Here is a 17591-nt window from a genome sequence, read left to right as displayed (position 1 = left end):
CTACTTCATCTCCTAATTTGTATACGGGGTAATTAATTGATCAATTTGAATATCAGTCTTTTCAATTGGCCAAGCTGGCTCTTCATATAACATAACTGAATTTACCAATGCACATGACTTAGTTGGATGCTGCGCTAAAAAGCGGTCAAAAAAGCCACCGCCAAATCCTACTCGATCATGACCAATTTTAGAAAAAGCTAGTCCTGGAACTAAAACTAAGTCTAAGTCATCTTTTATTTTGGCATTTGAATCAGCTACTTCTAAAACACCAAAAGTGGACTTCTCTAACTTACTAGTGTAATTATAAAAAACAAAATCCATACTCTTGTCAGGGTTTGTACGCGCCAAATAAACGTCGATTCCCATATCCCAGCATTTGGCAATTAGTTCTGAGTTGTCTACTTCAAAATCTAATGCTGCTGTCACGCCAATACTTTTTACGCCATCTAGAATCCCAGAATCAAAAAAGTTATTAACCAAGATTTGATCTTCTAAATGTTTGTGAGCTTTTTTCTGAAACTCATTTAAGCGTTTAATTTGCCGCTTTCTTAATTCTTGCTTATCCATAAATAATAAACTCACTTGATACAAAAAAACAACAGGCACTACCTGTTGTTTTAATAAAATTACTTAGTTTCACGGTGAAGAGTAACTTTTCTTTCACGTGGGCAATACTTCTTTAAAGCCAAACGTTCTGGGTGCTTACGCTTATTTTTCTTTGATAAGTAATCTCTTTCACCACATTCAGTACATTCTAAAATAATGTTGTCTGCCATTGATTTCACCACCTATATTTAACTTCGACTGGTTAATTATAGCATTTTTTGCTTGTTCTTACCAGGAAATTGTCAGATTAATTTTCAGCATATTTATTTAGTTTGAAATAATCCTGAACCATTTCTTTAGCTACTTGTAAAGTATATGTACCTTCCATGTTAGGATCAAGGCCAGGGAAAACAACTACAATTGCTAGTTTTGGATTCTTATATGGGGCAAAACCGACAAAGGTTGCATTGATTAATTCATGTACCTTCGTACTATTAGGATGCTTTGGATCATAATAGAAAGTTTCAGCCGTACCAGTCTTACCTGCCATTGTTGGTTTAACACTCTTTAAAGTATGGGCAGTTCCCCAAGCATTTGAACCATGAACAACTCGATACATCCCTGTTCGAATAACATTTAATTCACTTGTAGTCCAAGGGATTCTAAGTTGAGCATTAGCCTTCTTATTATAGTTAATTAAGACTTTATTACCACTGCTATTGGTTTTACCTACACTTTGAACTAAGTATGGCTGCATCCGGTAACCACCATTTGCAATAGTGGAAATATATTGCGCCATTTGAATTGGAGTGTAAGCATCGTAGTTCCCGTAGGACAAGTCAAGTACAGACCCCGTCAACAATTGACCAGAAGAATTATATGACTTACCTTGAATTCCTGAAATTTCTCCAGGTAAGTCAACCCCTGTCTTTTGACCTAGCCCAAACATATTAAAGTTACGCCGCAAAATATCAAAGGCATTCTTTGGCATCTTAATATAAGTATGAGGTGAATAACTTGCCTTAATCCATCTTAAAGTCAACTGCATCATGTAAATGTTACTTGAAACTTCAAGCGCAGTTTGTGCATCTAGGCTAGAGAACGTTCCAACTGGATAAACTGATTTCTTTACTGGAGAACCAGGTAAGTAAATTGGAGTATCAGGTAATACAGTATTGCTTGGTGTAATCACGTGATTGATTAAACCACCTGCAACTTGAGCCCCCTTAACAGCTGACCCCATAACGAAAGCTTGATTAATTACGCCTAGCGCATTATCAGTTGTTTTACCAGTATCTGGGTCATGTGACAAACCTGCAACAGCCTTGATTGCACCCGTATTTGGATCCATTGCAATTGCATAAGCACCTGAAGATAAGCTTGCAGCTCCAGATGATACAGCAGAGGCATAAACTGATTTCAAGGTTTTTTGTACCTTGGCTTGGTATTTAGAATCTATCGTTAAAACTAAACTTGCACCAGCTTGTCCTTTGTAAACAGTCTTAGTTTGTTGTACTTGATTATTTGACTTAGTTGTTACCTTGCTCTTAGACTTTGTTCCCTTTAATAAAGATTCATATTCTTTTTCAAGGTAGGAAGTACCCACACGGTCATTTCTTGAATAACCTAAAGCAAGGTAATATTTCAAATCATCACTTGGAAGTCCAGCTTTTTCAGTTGAAACAGAACCAATAATACTCTTAATTGATGAACCATTTGGATAGTATCTTTCCCAGTCAGTCCCAATTCCAACACCTGGAAGTTCTGAAAGGTGTTCCCCAACTAATGCTACTTCCCGATCAGTCAATTTTTGATTTTTAACATAAATTGTAGATAAGGTATATGCACCCGCAATTTTATTAAAAATCAAAGCTGCAGTCTTTTGCTTAGTAGTATAATGACGTTTTTCATTTGCTACCTTATTTTCAAGGGTTTGATAGATAGCTGATGAACTTACTTCGGACCCATCAGAATTATAGCGCTTCGAACGTGGCAACTTAGCAACTTCTTTAGCGTAATTTTTACTATCTGCTAAGTAGTATTGAGCTAATTGTTGATCAGTTGGCTTCTCATTTGAGATGGTAATATACTTACTCAAAGCATTAGAAATGTTGTATTCTTGCTTTGTAGTCGTAGACAAAGACTTGGTATAAGTAATAGCGTTATTAGCCTTATTACCAACTAATACCCGTCCTTTATCATCATACATAACCCCACGCGGAACTGCACCTGAAATTACAGTATCATCTGTTTTTTGCACTTCAGCATGAAAACGACTACCATAAATTAATTGTAAATATCCTAATTGCACAATTAATAATGCAAAAAGTACAAAGATAAAGCCTAGAATAACCTTCACTCTAATTGGCGTTTCTGCAGCTTTTCTCTTTGATGTTTGATTGTTTTTATTTTTTTTGAAAAAATCCAAGAAAATCTACCTCACTAAACTAGCAATATTTTAGCAAATGATAAGTTATTATGCTATGCTTATAGCCGACTATCAAGTAATGTTTTTTAAATCTTAATCATATGAAACAAATTATTAATCATTTTTCTGACTCTCAAAAGCAGTTAATTTCATATCTAGCTGCTTTTGGGCTACCTTTTATTATTTTTTTGAGTTATTTTTTGGTCCGTCACGGACAAATCTTAACCGTCGATCTTGGCCAACAATATATTGATCTTCTAGCGCATTATCGACAAAGTCTACTCCATAACCCAGCAGAACTTATTTTTAGTTTTGCTAATGGATTAGGTTCAAGTATGGTAGCAACTGACTTTTACTATCTTGCAAGCCCAGTAAATTTAATTTTACTGCTGATTCCACTTAAGTTCTTCCCTACCGGTATCTTAATTTTAATTAGTATCAAAGTCGGCCTAATTGGCTTAAGCGCATTTTATTATTTTAAAGGAGAAAATAAAACTCTTTTTGCATTAGCTGCTAGCTTAGCCTATGCCTTATGTGGCTATGTCATCGCTTATAATTTAAATTTGATGTGGCTTGACAGTGTTATCCTTTTGCCACTTTTAATTTTAGCGATTAAAAAACAAAGACATCTAGTTCTAGTAACCTTTCTATGCTGGTTTACTAATTTTTATACTGGCTACATGGTCTTAGCTTTTGGACTTTTTTATTTCTTAACTGAATTAATTAATGCTGACGCCAAACTAGCTAAATTTAAATTCTACCTGTCACGTTCAATTTTAGGAACTTTACTAGCTAGCTTTGTGTTGATACCAGCAGTTTCAGAAATTTTAAGTGGAAAAGGTGATAGCACTAGTTGGACTTTAAGTTTTCAATTTAACTTTTGGAAACTATTTGGTAAATTTTTCACTGGAAGCTATAGCTTTCATGAAATGGAAGCAGGTTTACCTAATGTCTATATTTCTATTTTCTTATTGCTAATCGCCCTGCTGTATTTCTTTAATCGCCAAATTGCGCTTAAAGTTCGTTTGAGTAAGTTAGTTTTATTAATTTTTCTATTCTTATCAACTTGTTTTAATCCGCTAGTTTTACTTTGGCATATCGGTCAATATCCAACTTGGTATCCTGCACGTTTTAGCTTTGTTATCTGTTTTTATTTAATTGAACTAGCCTTTCAGAATTTGGCGAACTTGCAGTACTTTACTAAGATTCAAGGCTTAGTTTTAATAATTTTCATTGCATTAGCTAGTATAATTATTAAATTTGGCAACTTTGCCTTTTTAAATTCAACCAAGCTGATAATTACAGTCCTATTTATCTTAATTACCCTTTTGTTTGTTGTCTTTTTGAGTCCGATTGACCTATCGTCTCAATGGCTGATTTATGGCTTAACTGCACTAGCAATGACTGTTAATTTAGTTCTGAGTCTAAATGAGTTAGCATATCAAAGTAATGCTGATTGGAGCAATTTTACAGCTAATATGAGGGCTGCTACTAGTCAAATAAGAAGTTCTGATAGCAATCTTTACCGCCTTGAAAAGACTTTTTCTCGTTCAGACGATGATAGCTTTAGCGATGATTATTATGGATTAGCTAATTTCAATTCAATAACTAGCACTAACTTAATTAACTTTTTAAGCTATCAGGGTCTAGTTCATAACTCGAATTCATTTTCTAATAAATTTTCTACTGCCTTGTTAGATCAATTATTAGGAGTGAAATATTACCTCTTGCCTAACTTAGATCACGATGATATTCCGGCAAATCAACTAATGAAATATAATAATCGCTTGTATCGTCCTGATTTAAAAGCAAGTAACTTTGTTGAAAATTATCCTGAGTTATACTCAGTTAGCTATCGTAATTCTCTTCCATTATTATTTGTTTCTCCAAAAACTAAAAAAGCTAACTTTATTAGCGAAGACCCTACTAGAAACCAACAGACTTTTTTCACTAGCATTACTGGTAGTAAAGTTAACTTATTTTCAGCTCTACTTTTGCCAGATCCAGTTATGAAAAATGCCAGTTTGGTCAAAAAAGATTATTTACAATTTCAAGCTAAGTCTGGCATTAGCAAAATTAGTTTTTGGTTTAAACCCGTTAATAATGCTTCTTACTACTTAGAGTTGCCTGCTGATTTAGATAATAGTGACGTCTCACTCTATATCAACAACCATTACGTTTCAATTGATGCTCGCTATAGTCAAATAAAGCTAGTTAATCTTGCTGCAAATCAAAAAAACATTCCAATCAAAATCAGTTTTATTATGCACAGTCATAAATTAGATTTAACAAATAGTATTATTTGGCAACTAGATACTGATAAATTAAATTCCGTTTTAAGTAAATTTCGCGCTAAACAGCCCAATTTTCAATATAGCAAGCTTGTAATAACTAGTGATAAATTTAAAACTCAAGCTAAGCAAACACTGAAAACGACAATTCCATATAGTCATGACTGGTTTGCCTTTGATAAGGGGAAGCTTGTTAAGGTAAATAAATACTTAAATACCTTTTTACAAGTAAATATCAGTCCAGGTTATCATCAAATACAATTAATATTTATTCCAGTTGAACTAATTGCTGGCTTACTTATTTCACTTACTTGTTTAATTTTTATGACATACCAAAAAAGTAGACTATCAAAAAGATGATAATCTACTTTTTATTTTGAATAATATTTAGCTTAAGCCTTAACTTCGTTAATAACTACATCAAAGCTACCACCAGGAGTGGCAATGGTAACAGTGTCACCCTTGTGCTTACCAAGTAAAGCTTGAGCAATTGGTGAGTCGTTAGAAATCTTACCGTTCAATGGGTCAGATTCATCAGAACCAACGATAGTGTAGGTTTCAGGATCATCTTCACCTACTTCAGTATAGGTAACTGTCTTACCAACTGAAACTTCATTAGGATCAACACTATCTGCATCAACAACGTCAGCATACTTAAGCATTTGTTCTACTTGTGCAATTCTTTGTTCTACTGCACTTTGTTCATCTTTAGCTGCATCGTATTCTGAATTTTCAGATAAGTCCCCATAAGAACGAGCAACCTTAATTCTTTCGATTACTTCAGGCCGCTTGACTAATTTCAAATTTTTAAGTTCTGCTTCAAGTTTTTCTTTACCTTCAGCAGTCATTGGATATGTCTTAGGCATAATAAATCTCCCTTAATCATTTTTCAATTGTCAATCTTATTTAAATACTATTAAAAAGTCAATAGCTTAACGTACTTCAATCTCTAATTTTTCAGTTAAAGCAGTAGTAACATCATTAATCGCCTTACTTACAACTTCATCAGTTAAAGTATCTTTTTCATTTAAGAAGGTTAATTTGTAAGCCAAGCTCTTCTTGCCAGGTTCAATGTGGGCACCTTGATATACATCAATTACTGCCAACTTGTACAAGTACTTGCCCGCACTAGCCTTGATTACATCACTAACTTCAGTATTAGTTACTTTCTTATCAACTAAAAGTGATAAGTCACGTTCAACAGCTGGGAATTTTGGAGCAGGTTGTGACTTAGTTTCGCCTTCCATTAATGGCAATAATAAGTCTAAATTAAGTTCATAACCGTAAAGTTCCTTGCCACGTAAGTTCTTGTCAAATAATTCATGTAAAGAAGAAATTTGACCAACAAAACCAACATATTGTCCATCAAGATAGATTCCAGCAGTTCTAGTTGGGTGCATCCCTGGCAACTTGATTGCCTTATATTCAATTGTTACTTTTTGCTTAATAACAGCATCAAATAAACTTTCAACTTGACCCTTTACATAGTAAAAGTCAATCTTTTCATCAGTATGTTGCCAGTTAGTTTGTTCAACATTACCAGTATATAAAGCAGCTAAATGACTATGTTCATTATAGCTATCGCCTTCTAAGTCATATACTCGACCTTGTTCAAAAATGCGAACTTCATTTTGCTTACGGGCAAAATTATAGCTAGCAGTTTCAACTAAGCTGGCCATCAAGTTTTGTCTCATTGTGGTTCTAGCAGAGTTAAGTGGCCATTCAACGTTAACTGGCTTTAATGGCTTTTCTTCAAATAAGACAGCCTTATCAGCTGAAGTTAATGAATAGTTGATAGTTTCAACTAAGCCTTGTCCTTGAACCAAGTTACGTAAGTGACGAACTTTAACTTCATCAGCGTTATAACCACCATGAGTTTGACCTAAAACAGGTTGAGTTGACTTGATATTATCGTAACCATAGATTCTTCCGACTTCTTCCACTAAGTCAGCATCGATAAAGATATCCCATCTTCTATTAGGAACAGTAACAGTAACTTCTTCGCCTGAAACACTAGTTGCAAAATTCAACTTAGCAAAAATCTTTAAGATTTCTTCATCACTTAAGTTAGTACCTAATACCTTATTGAAGTGAGCAAATGGCACTGTGATTTCACACTTTTGGCGTTTTTCATTACTACCAACATTAATGCCTTCATGAACATTACCAGCAGCATGATTTCTTAAAATTAAGCTGGCCATATTTAGGGCCTTTTCAGTGTTGTCCCAGTTAATCCCCTTTTCAAATCTAGCAGAAGCTTCACTTCTTGCATCATGACGCAAGGCAGCCTTTCTAACTAAAGCTGGATCAAAGACAGCTGATTCTAAAATCACATCAGTCGTCTTATCAGTAACTTCAGAATTCAAACCACCCATTACCCCAGCAAGTGCAACTGGTTTTTCACCGTCAGTAATTACGATATCTTCAGCATTTAAGTCAATTTCACTTTCATCTAGTAAAGTGAGCTTTTCGCCTTCATTTGCTAAGCGAACTTCACATTTACCAGTAGCAAAAGCAGCTGCATCATAGGCATGCATTGGTTGACCAGTTAAAAGCATGCAGTAGTTAGTTGCATCAACTACGTTGTTGATTGGTCTAATACCTGCATTCCAAAGACGAACTTGCATCCAGAGTGGACTTGGGCCAATCTTGACGCCACTAACTTTACGCATTAAGAACTTAGGAGCTAATTTTGAATCAACCTTAATACTTAATTCATTAGTCCAATCAGGAGCATCACCCTTTAAGACTACATCTTCAATCTTAGGCTTTTGGTCAATAATTGCACCAACTTCATATGCAGCTCCTTCCATCGAAAGAGTATCAGCACGGTTAGGAGTAATATCAAAGTCTAAAATGTAGTCATCCATCCCCAAAGCTTCATATACATCAGTTCCTGGAGTAATTGCTTCTGGGAAGACAAAAATACCATCAGCAAATTCAGCTGGTACTAACTTATCTGGGAAGCCAATTTCTTGTAAACCACAAATCATACCGTCTGATTCAATTCCGCGCAACTTACCACGCTTAATCTTGACGTTATCGGCAATTCTAGCACCATGTAAAGCAACAATTACATATTGCCCCGCTGCAACATTAGGTGCACCACAAACAATTTGTAAAGGTTCAGCTTCACCAACATCAACTTTAGTGATGTGTAAGTGATCTGAGTCAGGAGCCATTTCACATTCTAAAACATGTCCAACTACAATTTTTTTAAGACCATCCATTGGATGTTCAACTGAAGCAATTTCAATCCCAGTTCTAGTAATCTTTTCAGCTAATTCATGGGGTTCAACATCTAAATCAAGAAAATCTTGTAACCATTTATATGAAACTAACATTAATCTTCCTCCTGACGAAATTGGGTTAAGAATCTTACATCGTTAGTGTAGAAGTCACGAATATCATCTACACCATATTTCAAAATTGCAAATCGATCTAACCCTAAACCAAAGGCAAAACCACCATATACTTTAGGATCTAAACCAGCATTGCGAATTACGTTAGGGTGAACCATTCCGGCACCTAAAACTTCAATCCAGCCAGTATTTTTACATACGCTGCATCCCTTACCATCACAGTTAAAGCAAGAAACATCCATTTCAACACTTGGTTCAGTGAATGGGAAGTAGCTTGGTCGTAAACGAGTTTCACGATCTTGACCAAAGACGTGCTTAGCAACGGCTTCTAAAGTTCCCTTTAAATCACCCATAGTAATATTTTTATCTACTACTAAACCTTCCATTTGCGCAAATTGGTGTGAGTGCGTTGCATCGTCATCATCACGGCGGTAAACCTTACCTGGAGAGATCATCTTTAAAGCACCATTTTCAAAGTCGTGCTTTTCCATAGTTCTGGCTTGAACTGGTGAAGTTTGACTTCTTAATAAGTGACTTGGATCAACAAAGAATGTTGCTTGCATATCACGAGCTGGGTGATCTTTTGGCAAGTTAAGCATTTCGAAGTTATAGTGTTCATTTTCAATTTCTGGTCCTTGAACTACTTTAAAGCCCATACCAATGAAAAACTTTTCCAAGTCATCTTGGATAATTCTAATCACGTGCTTAGAACCCATGTAAGTTTTTCTACCTGGTAAAGTAACATCAATTGCTTCTTTAGCTAATTTTTCTTCAACTAATTTCTTTAAGAGATTATCTTTAGCCTTATCTAAGCGAGCGTTAAAAATATCTCTTAATTCATTTACTTTTTGACCGACTTCACGTCTATTTTCAGGAGCAACTTCCTTCATTGAGTGCAAAATTTCAGTCAATTGTCCTTTTTTACCGACTAATGCGACACGAACATCGTTTAATTTCTTTTCATTTTCAGCTGTTTGAATTTGTGCCAAACCATCTTCACGTAATTTAGCAATCTTTTCAAATAAATCCATGTTGTTTTCCTTTCCACAAAAAAAGCTTCATCCCAAAAGGGACGAAGCTTCGCGGTACCACCCTAGTTTAGGGTAGAAACTACCCTACACTCAAAAATTCGATAACGGTGAAATACCGGAATTGATTAAATTCTACTCTCAAGATGAAATTCACTATCTCCAAAATAGGTTATTCTCAGCGGATACAACCCTCTCTGTTAATTTGGCTAACAGCTACTAGTCTTGGTCATTGCATTATAGTTAGTATGATAAAACTTTTATACCAATCTTGCAATCTTTTTTAAGCCCAACGGTCAGCCCAGTCATGAATCAAATCAAAAACAGGTTTAAGCTCTGCACCCTTTTTGGTCAAGGTATAAGTAATTATGCCAGTTTCTTCATCAACTGACCGTTTAACAATTTTTAATTGTTCTAATTCTTTTAAGCGCTCAACTAGTACTCGGTCACTACAAGCCTGCACTGCATTAGCTAAGTCCTTAAAGCGCATTGGTTTAACACTACATAAAGAGCTAATGATCAATCCATTCCACTTTTTACCAATAAAGGCAAAAGCATTAATGAAATGTTCACAATTTTGATAATCACGTTGACCACAGCCACTACTACTTTCTTTTACAGCTTTAGTCATATTAAGCCTCCTATGTCATACTGCCTAAAATTATAATGGCTTCACTTACTTAATACAAGTACCTTGCTTAGGCGAAATGGTAAATCATAATCCCAGCTGCTACTGCAGCGTTTAACGATTCAGCCTGACCCTTAATCGGAATAAATAGCTTTTCATCAGCTTGTGCGACTACTTCGTCACTTACACCATTAGCTTCATTACCAATAATTAAGGCTAATTCCTTAGTCTTTTCAAAAGTTGGTAATTCTTTAGCTTCACTATCTAAAACCGAAGCATAGACCGGAATATAATTTTCCTTAAATTGTTCAATGGTCTTTAAAATATCCGCCTTAATCACTGGCAAGTGGAATTGACTTCCCTGCATTGCTCTTTGCGTCTTGGGATTATATAAATCAGCGCAATTTTCTGATAAGACCACACCATCAAAACCAGCAGCATCTGCAGTTCTAATAATTGTTCCGATATTTCCGGGATCAGCTAAAGTATCAAGTAAGACCCACTTACCAAAGTTAAAGGTAAAGTGCTTAGGCTGGTTAATCTTTAAGACCATAAATACATCTTGTGAATTAGTAGTTGCACTTAGATGCTTAGCAACTTTTTCATTAATTTGAATTAATCTTTTATCATCTAAATCAATTTCATATTTATCTACTAACTTTTCAAAAGCAGCAGCAGTTGCTAATAAGTATTTATACTTTAATTCACTCTTAAAAGCCTCATCAATTAAATGAAAGCCTTCAATTAAATAATAGCCTTCTTGCTCACGATATTTCTTTTTATTTAGCTTGGCTAAATTTTTAATAGTTTGATTAGTTGTTGAAGTTATTTTCTGCATATCTTTCTCCTTAGTCCACTATCCTATTTTAAGTTAGAAGGTTAAAATATTAAATAGTAGATTGTATTTCATAGGAGAAAAAATATGGAAACAAGAGAAATTCATGTATACGGCCTTGTTCAAGGCGTTGGTTTTAGATGGTGTACTCAGATTTTAGCGAAGAAGTATTTCTTAAAAGGCTGGGTAAAAAACGAAAGTGACGGCAGTGTCAACATCTTAATTCAAGGTAAAGACTACGTTTTAAATAAGTTTATTCAAGAATTACCTGCAGCACAAAGTCCCGCTGCCAGAATTGATAAAATTGAGCAAAAGCAGTTGACAAATGTGGCACCTTTAACCCGTTTTACGGTAAAATATTAACCAGTTGTTTTAGACAAAGAAATTTATAATTAAGTGGTGGATTAATTTAATGAAAAAAAATAAAAAGATTTTACTATTATTAGGGTTATTAGCTACCCTTGCCTTAATCTTAACTGGCTGTGCTGCCTATAAGACAGGTGCAAGCGCAGCTCCTAAAGGCGGATTTTTTGGTATAATTTACCAATTCATCGGTATTCCAATTAGAAATATCATGTTGGCAACTGAAAATGCAATCGGTGGTACTAATGGTGCTGGTTGGGCAATTGCAATTATTACTGCAGTAATTCGTTTTGTACTCTTGCCATTAATGCTTTCTACTTCAAAGAAGTCAACAATTCAGCAAGAAAAGGTTAGCCGGTTGCAAGATCAACTTCAACTAATTCAAACTGCTTTAAAGGATCGTTCCTTAACTCCTGACAAGCAAATGCAAATTAGCCAACTTCAGCAAAAGGTATATCACGAAAACAACCTAAGCATCACAGGCGGAATTGGCTGCTTGCCTCTATTAATCCAATTCCCATTCATGATTGGTATTTATCAAGCAGTAGCCTATTCAGATGCCTTATACAAGACCAGCTTCTTCGGAGTATCACTTGGTAAGCCATCATTACTATTTGCGATTATCGGTGCGCTCTTTTACTTAGCTCAAAGTTTATTAATGCTTCGCGGCGTTAGTGAACAACAACGAGCAGCAATGCAATCAACAATCTTTATCAGTCCATTGATGACATTATTCATTTCAATGTCAACACCTGGTGCTCTCGGTCTTTACTTCTTAGTTGGCGGAATTATTGCATTAATTCAACAAGTAATTGTAACTTACATTATCATGCCAAGAGCTAAAGCCAGAATCGATGCAGAACTTAAAGAAAAGCCAATGAAAGTCGTAGTTACACAAGAAATTATCGACCAAATTATCAATGGCAATAATTCAAACAATTCAAATAATTCAGCAACTACTAGTCACTCTGATGTTACTGAAAATGAATTGCGTAAGCGTAATGCAGGTAAGCAAAAGCGCGAAGATAAGTAATTTATAACACGATTTCTGGATTTTACAGGAATCGTGTTTTTGTTTAGTTAAAAAATTGGATAAACAAATACCTCACAATTGTTAGGCATTAAGTCTAATCATTGTGAGGTATTTTTTAGTTAATTTATATTGATTATTTATTTAGTTCATTTTCATACCCGATTATCCATTGGTTAGTACCAACTTTTAACCATAAATATCCATTATTTAATTCTCTAGATACTTTCCAGCTACTGCCATATGGCAATACCTGACCGGTTAGCTTACCATCACCATTTGGTGAAGAATATACTTTCAAGCCTTGCTTGTTTGTAACTTTTAAAATTTCATTTACTGAAATATCGAATCGTGGCATTTTATAATCATCTGGTTTAAAACTGTTATTTTGGCCATTTACAACAGCATAAGAACCGTCTACCCATTGATTACCACCTAAGTTGTACCAAGTGTGACCATTTACTTCTGACTTAGCGAAGAACTTCCAGCTACTGCCATGTGGCAAGTAACGATTCAATGCATGAGCACCTGGAGTAGCCCAAAGCATTACGCCATATCCTGGACGGTAGTTAATCTTAAGCACGCCAGTTGCAGCAGTTGAAGTAGTGGTACTTGTTGTAGTAGTTGCCTTAGTTGAAGTTGATTCTTTAGTTGTTGGTGTTGTTTCTGTGTGAGCACTGTTACTTAATACAATATAACTTGAGTCAACCCATTGATTTCCACCAAGGTTGTACCACTTATGACCATTTGCATCAGTTACATAGCCGAATACTTTCCAGCTAGTACCATGTGCTAAATATCTCTTAGTTGGTTCGTTACCTGGTTTTGCCCAAAGTAAAATACCATAACCAGGAACATAGTTAACACGGCCAGTTGTATCAAGCTTTACTAAATCCTTCTTTACATCATAGTAACCTTGACCCTTAGTAGAATCCTTAGCTACGTAACCCATATCTACAGTAGTGGCCATTGCTGGTTGAGCTACGCCCATTAATGTTACACCGGCTAATGCAGTTGCAGAAGCTAATTTTAATGTATCTTTTTTCATTTTTAATTCCTCTATATGTTACAAAAAAATTACAATATTTCGTTTCGATTACATAATAACACAGTTAGGAAAATACACAATAGGTTAATTAATTATTTTCCTGCACCCCATTGTGTGTATTTCTTAGGAATATAAGTATCTATACCAACTAAGTAACAAATTTCGCCGTTAATCATTTTTACTCCACAAATCTTCCAGCGTGAACCTGTCTTAAACTTCAAGTTACTACCGGCAATTTGAGTACCATCACTTCTCCAAGCGTTAACACCGTAGTTTGGTACATAGTGAATAGTTACAACACCATTGTCATAGTGATCAGTATATGCTTTAGGTACATATTGACCTGCACCAAGGTCATACATTTCTTGACCATTAATTACTACAGAACGTAAAACCTTCCAACGAGTGCCATCCTTGAACTTATAGTTACTACCTGGAATATATTTACCATCAATAGTGAATCCTAATACACCGTAACCTGGAACATATTTAATTTGAGCAATATCTTCAGATTCTTGAGTAATTCCACTGCCAGTATTGCCATTAAATGCTTCTTGGTCCCATGATTGTAAACCATAAATTTGAATAAAGTTAATAATCTTTGAGGCATAGTTAGGATCAGTTGCGTAACCATCTTGTAGTAGCAATCTAGCAAAAGTTCGATAATCCTTTTGGAAAAGTAAGTTATGATATCTGCTATTATTGACTAAGAAGTTAGCATGATCTTCTATAGATGTTGCCCAATTTGGATATTTTCTAAATTGGGCAACAATAGAAACGTATCTTCCACCACGATACTCAGTAGTTCTTAAATATGTGCCTTGTCCGTTATAAGTACCTTTAATTCCAAATAAATTATTGGCAATACGAGCTCCTCCTGTTGCGCCCCACCCACTTTCAATTGCTGCTTGGGCTGCTGTTATAGATGGTAAAATTCCTTTTTTCCATCCCGCCATTGCACCTGCTTTAATACTATTAAAGAAAGTTGTTGCATCAACATTTGCGTATAAAATAGAATTCAAATCATATTTGGGCTTACCATTCGAAAATTCGTAATAGCCTGGACCAATACTAGGATCTTTAGCTAAGTAATCTTGACTTGGTTGTCTATCAGTAGCTTGTTCAGTTTTTGCGCTATTAGCTTTTGATTGTTCTACAGCTAAAACTAAACTATTTGAATTTGACAATAATATTGCAGCTAAGGTAGCAGCTGTAATCCCTCTTCTTAAAAATTTCATATTCATATTCTTATCTCCTATTCTGCGTAACATAATAATAAATTAATTTAGCCTTTTGTATATTCACAAAATAACATTACTAATATATTCTGCATTTTAAATAAATCCTTCCTAGACATGTCCACCTAGATTATTGCACTTTAATAGCATTAAAACTGTATTTTTTCCTAATTCGAAATCTCAGTATCTTAACTCGAAAAATGACCCAACTATTTTTTATAATGATTTTAAAAACTATTATTTTTGGTATTCTAACATTATTTTTTTATCCTATAATTTATAAGAAAGTGTTATCATTTAAAAATCAAGATTAACATTGATAACACATGGAGGAATTATGATTAAAATAAACTTATATCAAGTATTGGTACAAGAAAGCATTGATATCTTAGAAATTGTATTTTTAGCCGGTTTTCTAGCTAAAATTAAAAATATCAGTTACTATTTAACTTTCTTAGTACTTGTTATCCCTTTGTGCTTTGTTGCAAATTTTAGTGCAATACTAATATCAGCTGTATTATTACTACTTTTTCTTCTCTTAAGATATACTTCGTGGAAAAAGAACAATATGCTAATTACACCTGAATTAATAAGTTTCTTTTTCGCTTTGACAATCAACATTTTCGTAAGCTTTACTTCTTGTATGCTAACAGAAATGTTATTAAGGTCTTTTAATATCGTAAGGTTTTCAAATAATTGGCTTTTTATTGTAACTCAAGAAATCATCAATTTAATATTAGCCATAGTATTATTTTTTTGTGTTACAAGAATTTATTATTGGATTAAAACTAAATCAGTCGAAAAGCCTTTTCTATGTCAGTTAGCTTTTCTAGATATTTTTCTACTTATGGTCGTTGAGTTTTCAAGAGCTTTTGATGTTTTAGGTATAATTAAATACTTCTTTTTATCCTTCATGTTAATTCAACTAGCCCTATCACTTTATATGACATACAGTCAGCTAAAAGCACAACGTCAAAAACAAGAAAGCAAAAACTTAAGCCAGCAAATTCACGTTATGTCTCTTTATACTGATGAACTTGAAGCTAATTATCAACAATTAAGAAAATTCAAGCATGACTATAACAATTTGCTGTTAGGTTTGAACCTCGAAGATGGTCAAATAAATAAAAAGTACTTGCAGCAAGTTAATAAGTATTCGTCTGAAGATTTAAGCAAGGGTTACAGTATTTTTAAGGATCTAGGTAATTTGAAATTAAAGGCTGTTAAGTCATTGATATTAACTAAGCTAATTGAAGCACGCAAAGCTAAGATTGATGTTTATTTTGATGCTAGACATCCCATTAATGATGTTAACCTTGAAGAAATAATTCTTGTTCGAATGTTGGGGATTTTATTGGATAACGCTATTGAAGCTATCAGTGAGGCACAAGAAAAGAAGCTCATTATCGCTATGAAAGAATACGACAATACTTTAAAAGTTGTAATTGAAAATAGCTTTAATGGTAAAGAAATAAACCCAGATAAAATTAGAAAATATGGCTATACTACTAAAAAAGGTAGTCATGGTTTAGGACTTGCAAATATAATGGATATTATTAAGGAACATCCAAATGTTCATCTTAAACAAGAAGTCGTTGATAAGCATTTTATCTCAACTCTAGAAATTAACTGAGGTTATTATTTTGATTCCTATATTATTATGTGACGATAACGAAGATTTTTTGAATTATTATGCCAGCATAATTGAAGATACTATTGCTAAAAACAAGCTAAATATGAAATTAGCATTTAAGACTGTTAATCCATGGCAGTTACTCGAATACGTAGAAAATAATGCACTACCTGCTCTATATATTTTGGATATTGATTTGAATCAAGAACTCGATGGCATAGATCTTGCTGAAAAAATTAAGACCCTTCAACCAAATAGTAAAATTGCATTTTTAACATCTTATGAAGACTATGCTCTCGAGACTCTTCAAAGGCAAATTGCCCCTTTAAGCTATATTGTTAAAGGTAGTCCAAATTCTAAACAGCTAATGGCTCAACTACTTACTAAGCTAAACAATACCAAGTTAGAAAAAAGTGAGGCGTATTTATCATTTGAAGACAAAAGTATCAACTATAAAATCAGTCTTTCACGCATCTATTACCTAACTACCTCCTCCAACAAACCACATATGATCAAACTCATTTGCAAAAATAATGTATTTGAATTTTATGGCAACTTACGTGAATTAGCAGAAAAATTTCCACAATTATTGCGGATTCATCACTCATACTTGATCAATCCAAAAAATGTTGTAAAAGTTGATTTTAAACAAAGATTGGTCTTCTTTCCAGCTGGTGCGCCATGCACATATCCAGCGACCAAAGGAAAAGAATTAAGAAAATTATTTACACAAAAAGCTCACTAAACAAAAACCTCACAATTGTTAGGCATTAAGTCTAATCATTGTGAGGTTATTTGATTTATTTAGTTAAGGTTATTTAGCGACATTAGAAGCAGTGTTTACCCATTGGTTGCTACCTAATTGCATCCAAAGTTCACCATTATTAAGTTCTCTAAACACTTTCCATCTAGTGCCAGCTGGCAATACTTGACTAGTTTCCTTACCATTTGGTGAAGTATATACTTTCAAGCCTTGCTTATTTTCAACTTTTAAGATTGAATTTGCGGCAACATCAAATTTGCTATTATTAGTCTTGTTGGTATTAGCAGCATTAACAGTATTTTGTTGGCCATTTACAACAGCATAAGAACCGTCTACCCATTGATTACCACCTAAGTTGTACCAAGTGTGACCATTTACTTCTGACTTAGCGAAGAACT

Annotated in this window: 15 protein-coding genes, 1 pseudogene and 1 other annotated feature; of the genes and pseudogenes, 5 read left to right on the top strand and 11 right to left on the bottom strand. The window is 34.3% G+C overall.

What is annotated here, in order from left to right:
• Positions 1–12: 12 nt before the first annotated feature.
• From H628_RS0104630 to H628_RS0104620, 3 genes are all read right to left on the bottom strand, one after another.
• A complete protein-coding gene (locus tag H628_RS0104630; RefSeq protein ID WP_027825387.1) occupies positions 13–567 on the bottom strand; it encodes a 5-formyltetrahydrofolate cyclo-ligase in 555 nt (184 codons plus the stop codon).
• 59 nt (positions 568–626) lie between these two features.
• Positions 627–776: a 50S ribosomal protein L33 gene (rpmG, locus tag H628_RS0104625; RefSeq protein ID WP_027825386.1), complete on the bottom strand. Its 150-nt coding sequence runs from the start codon at positions 774–776 to the stop codon at positions 627–629.
• A 77-nt stretch (positions 777–853) separates the two neighbouring features.
• Positions 854–2974 carry a peptidoglycan D,D-transpeptidase FtsI family protein gene (locus tag H628_RS0104620; protein ID WP_027825385.1) on the bottom strand — a complete coding sequence of 707 codons (2121 nt, stop codon included), beginning with the start codon at positions 2972–2974 and terminating at the stop codon, positions 854–856.
• Positions 2975–3075: 101 nt separating this feature from the next.
• Here H628_RS0104620 and H628_RS0104615 point away from each other — a divergent pair, with 101 nt between their 5' ends.
• On the top strand, positions 3076–5625 hold the full coding sequence (locus tag H628_RS0104615) for a YfhO family protein (RefSeq protein ID WP_027825384.1): 2550 nt from the start codon (positions 3076–3078) through the stop codon (positions 5623–5625).
• Between the two features lie 32 nt (positions 5626–5657).
• Here the strand turns inward: H628_RS0104615 and greA are convergent, their stop codons facing one another.
• The 5 genes from greA to H628_RS0104590 form a co-directional block, all read right to left on the bottom strand.
• Positions 5658–6131, bottom strand: coding sequence for a transcription elongation factor GreA (greA, locus tag H628_RS0104610; RefSeq protein WP_027825383.1), 474 nt, complete (start codon positions 6129–6131; stop codon positions 5658–5660).
• Between the two features lie 66 nt (positions 6132–6197).
• The gene (gene pheT / locus H628_RS0104605) at positions 6198–8609 is read right to left on the bottom strand and encodes a phenylalanine--tRNA ligase subunit beta (RefSeq protein ID WP_027825382.1); all 2412 of its coding nucleotides are present in this window, start codon (positions 8607–8609) and stop codon (positions 6198–6200) included.
• The gene (pheS, locus tag H628_RS0104600; RefSeq protein ID WP_027825381.1) at positions 8609–9658 is read right to left on the bottom strand and encodes a phenylalanine--tRNA ligase subunit alpha; all 1050 of its coding nucleotides are present in this window, start codon (positions 9656–9658) and stop codon (positions 8609–8611) included. Before pheS ends, pheT begins: the two co-directional genes overlap by 1 nt.
• A 34-nt stretch (positions 9659–9692) precedes the next feature.
• Positions 9693–9897: a binding site (T-box leader), on the bottom strand.
• 41 nt (positions 9898–9938) lie between these two features.
• Positions 9939–10286 carry a winged helix-turn-helix transcriptional regulator gene (locus tag H628_RS0104595; protein WP_027825380.1) on the bottom strand — a complete coding sequence of 116 codons (348 nt, stop codon included), beginning with the start codon at positions 10284–10286 and terminating at the stop codon, positions 9939–9941.
• Between the two features lie 67 nt (positions 10287–10353).
• Positions 10354–11121: a TrmH family RNA methyltransferase gene (locus H628_RS0104590; RefSeq protein ID WP_027825379.1), complete on the bottom strand. Its 768-nt coding sequence runs from the start codon at positions 11119–11121 to the stop codon at positions 10354–10356.
• Between the two features lie 84 nt (positions 11122–11205).
• On the opposite strand from H628_RS0104590, the gene H628_RS0104585 reads away from it, so the two are divergent.
• Together H628_RS0104585 and yidC are read left to right on the top strand one after the other, a co-directional pair.
• Entirely contained in the window at positions 11206–11481 is a 276-nt protein-coding gene (locus tag H628_RS0104585; protein ID WP_027825378.1) for an acylphosphatase, read from the top strand.
• A gap of 49 nt (positions 11482–11530) precedes the next feature.
• The gene (gene yidC / locus H628_RS0104580; protein WP_027825377.1) at positions 11531–12514 is read left to right on the top strand and encodes a membrane protein insertase YidC; all 984 of its coding nucleotides are present in this window, start codon (positions 11531–11533) and stop codon (positions 12512–12514) included.
• 133 nt (positions 12515–12647) lie between these two features.
• On the opposite strand, the gene H628_RS07340 is transcribed toward yidC, so the two are convergent.
• Positions 12648–13559, bottom strand: a complete 912-nt coding sequence (locus tag H628_RS07340) for an SLAP domain-containing protein (protein WP_027825376.1) — start codon at positions 13557–13559, stop codon at positions 12648–12650.
• A gap of 92 nt (positions 13560–13651) precedes the next feature.
• The gene (locus H628_RS07335; RefSeq protein ID WP_051237967.1) at positions 13652–14803 is read right to left on the bottom strand and encodes a glycoside hydrolase family 73 protein; all 1152 of its coding nucleotides are present in this window, start codon (positions 14801–14803) and stop codon (positions 13652–13654) included.
• Positions 14804–15134: 331 nt separating this feature from the next.
• Between H628_RS07335 and H628_RS0104565 the strand changes: the two genes are divergently transcribed.
• Both H628_RS0104565 and H628_RS0104560 read left to right on the top strand, forming a co-directional pair.
• Positions 15135–16430: a GHKL domain-containing protein gene (locus H628_RS0104565; RefSeq protein WP_027825375.1), complete on the top strand. Its 1296-nt coding sequence runs from the start codon at positions 15135–15137 to the stop codon at positions 16428–16430.
• 10 nt (positions 16431–16440) lie between these two features.
• Positions 16441–17175, top strand: coding sequence for a LytR/AlgR family response regulator transcription factor (locus tag H628_RS0104560; protein WP_051237966.1), 735 nt, complete (start codon positions 16441–16443; stop codon positions 17173–17175).
• Between the two features lie 69 nt (positions 17176–17244).
• Here the strand turns inward: H628_RS0104560 and H628_RS07715 are convergent.
• A pseudogene (locus H628_RS07715) lies at positions 17245–17591 on the bottom strand (hypothetical protein); the annotation flags it as partial.

This window comes from Lactobacillus psittaci DSM 15354 (assembly GCF_000425905.1).
GTDB classification, from domain to species: domain Bacteria; phylum Bacillota; class Bacilli; order Lactobacillales; family Lactobacillaceae; genus Lactobacillus; species Lactobacillus psittaci.
The sequence above is the reverse complement of the archived record's forward strand: the minus strand, read 5'-3'. Positions and strand labels throughout refer to the sequence as shown.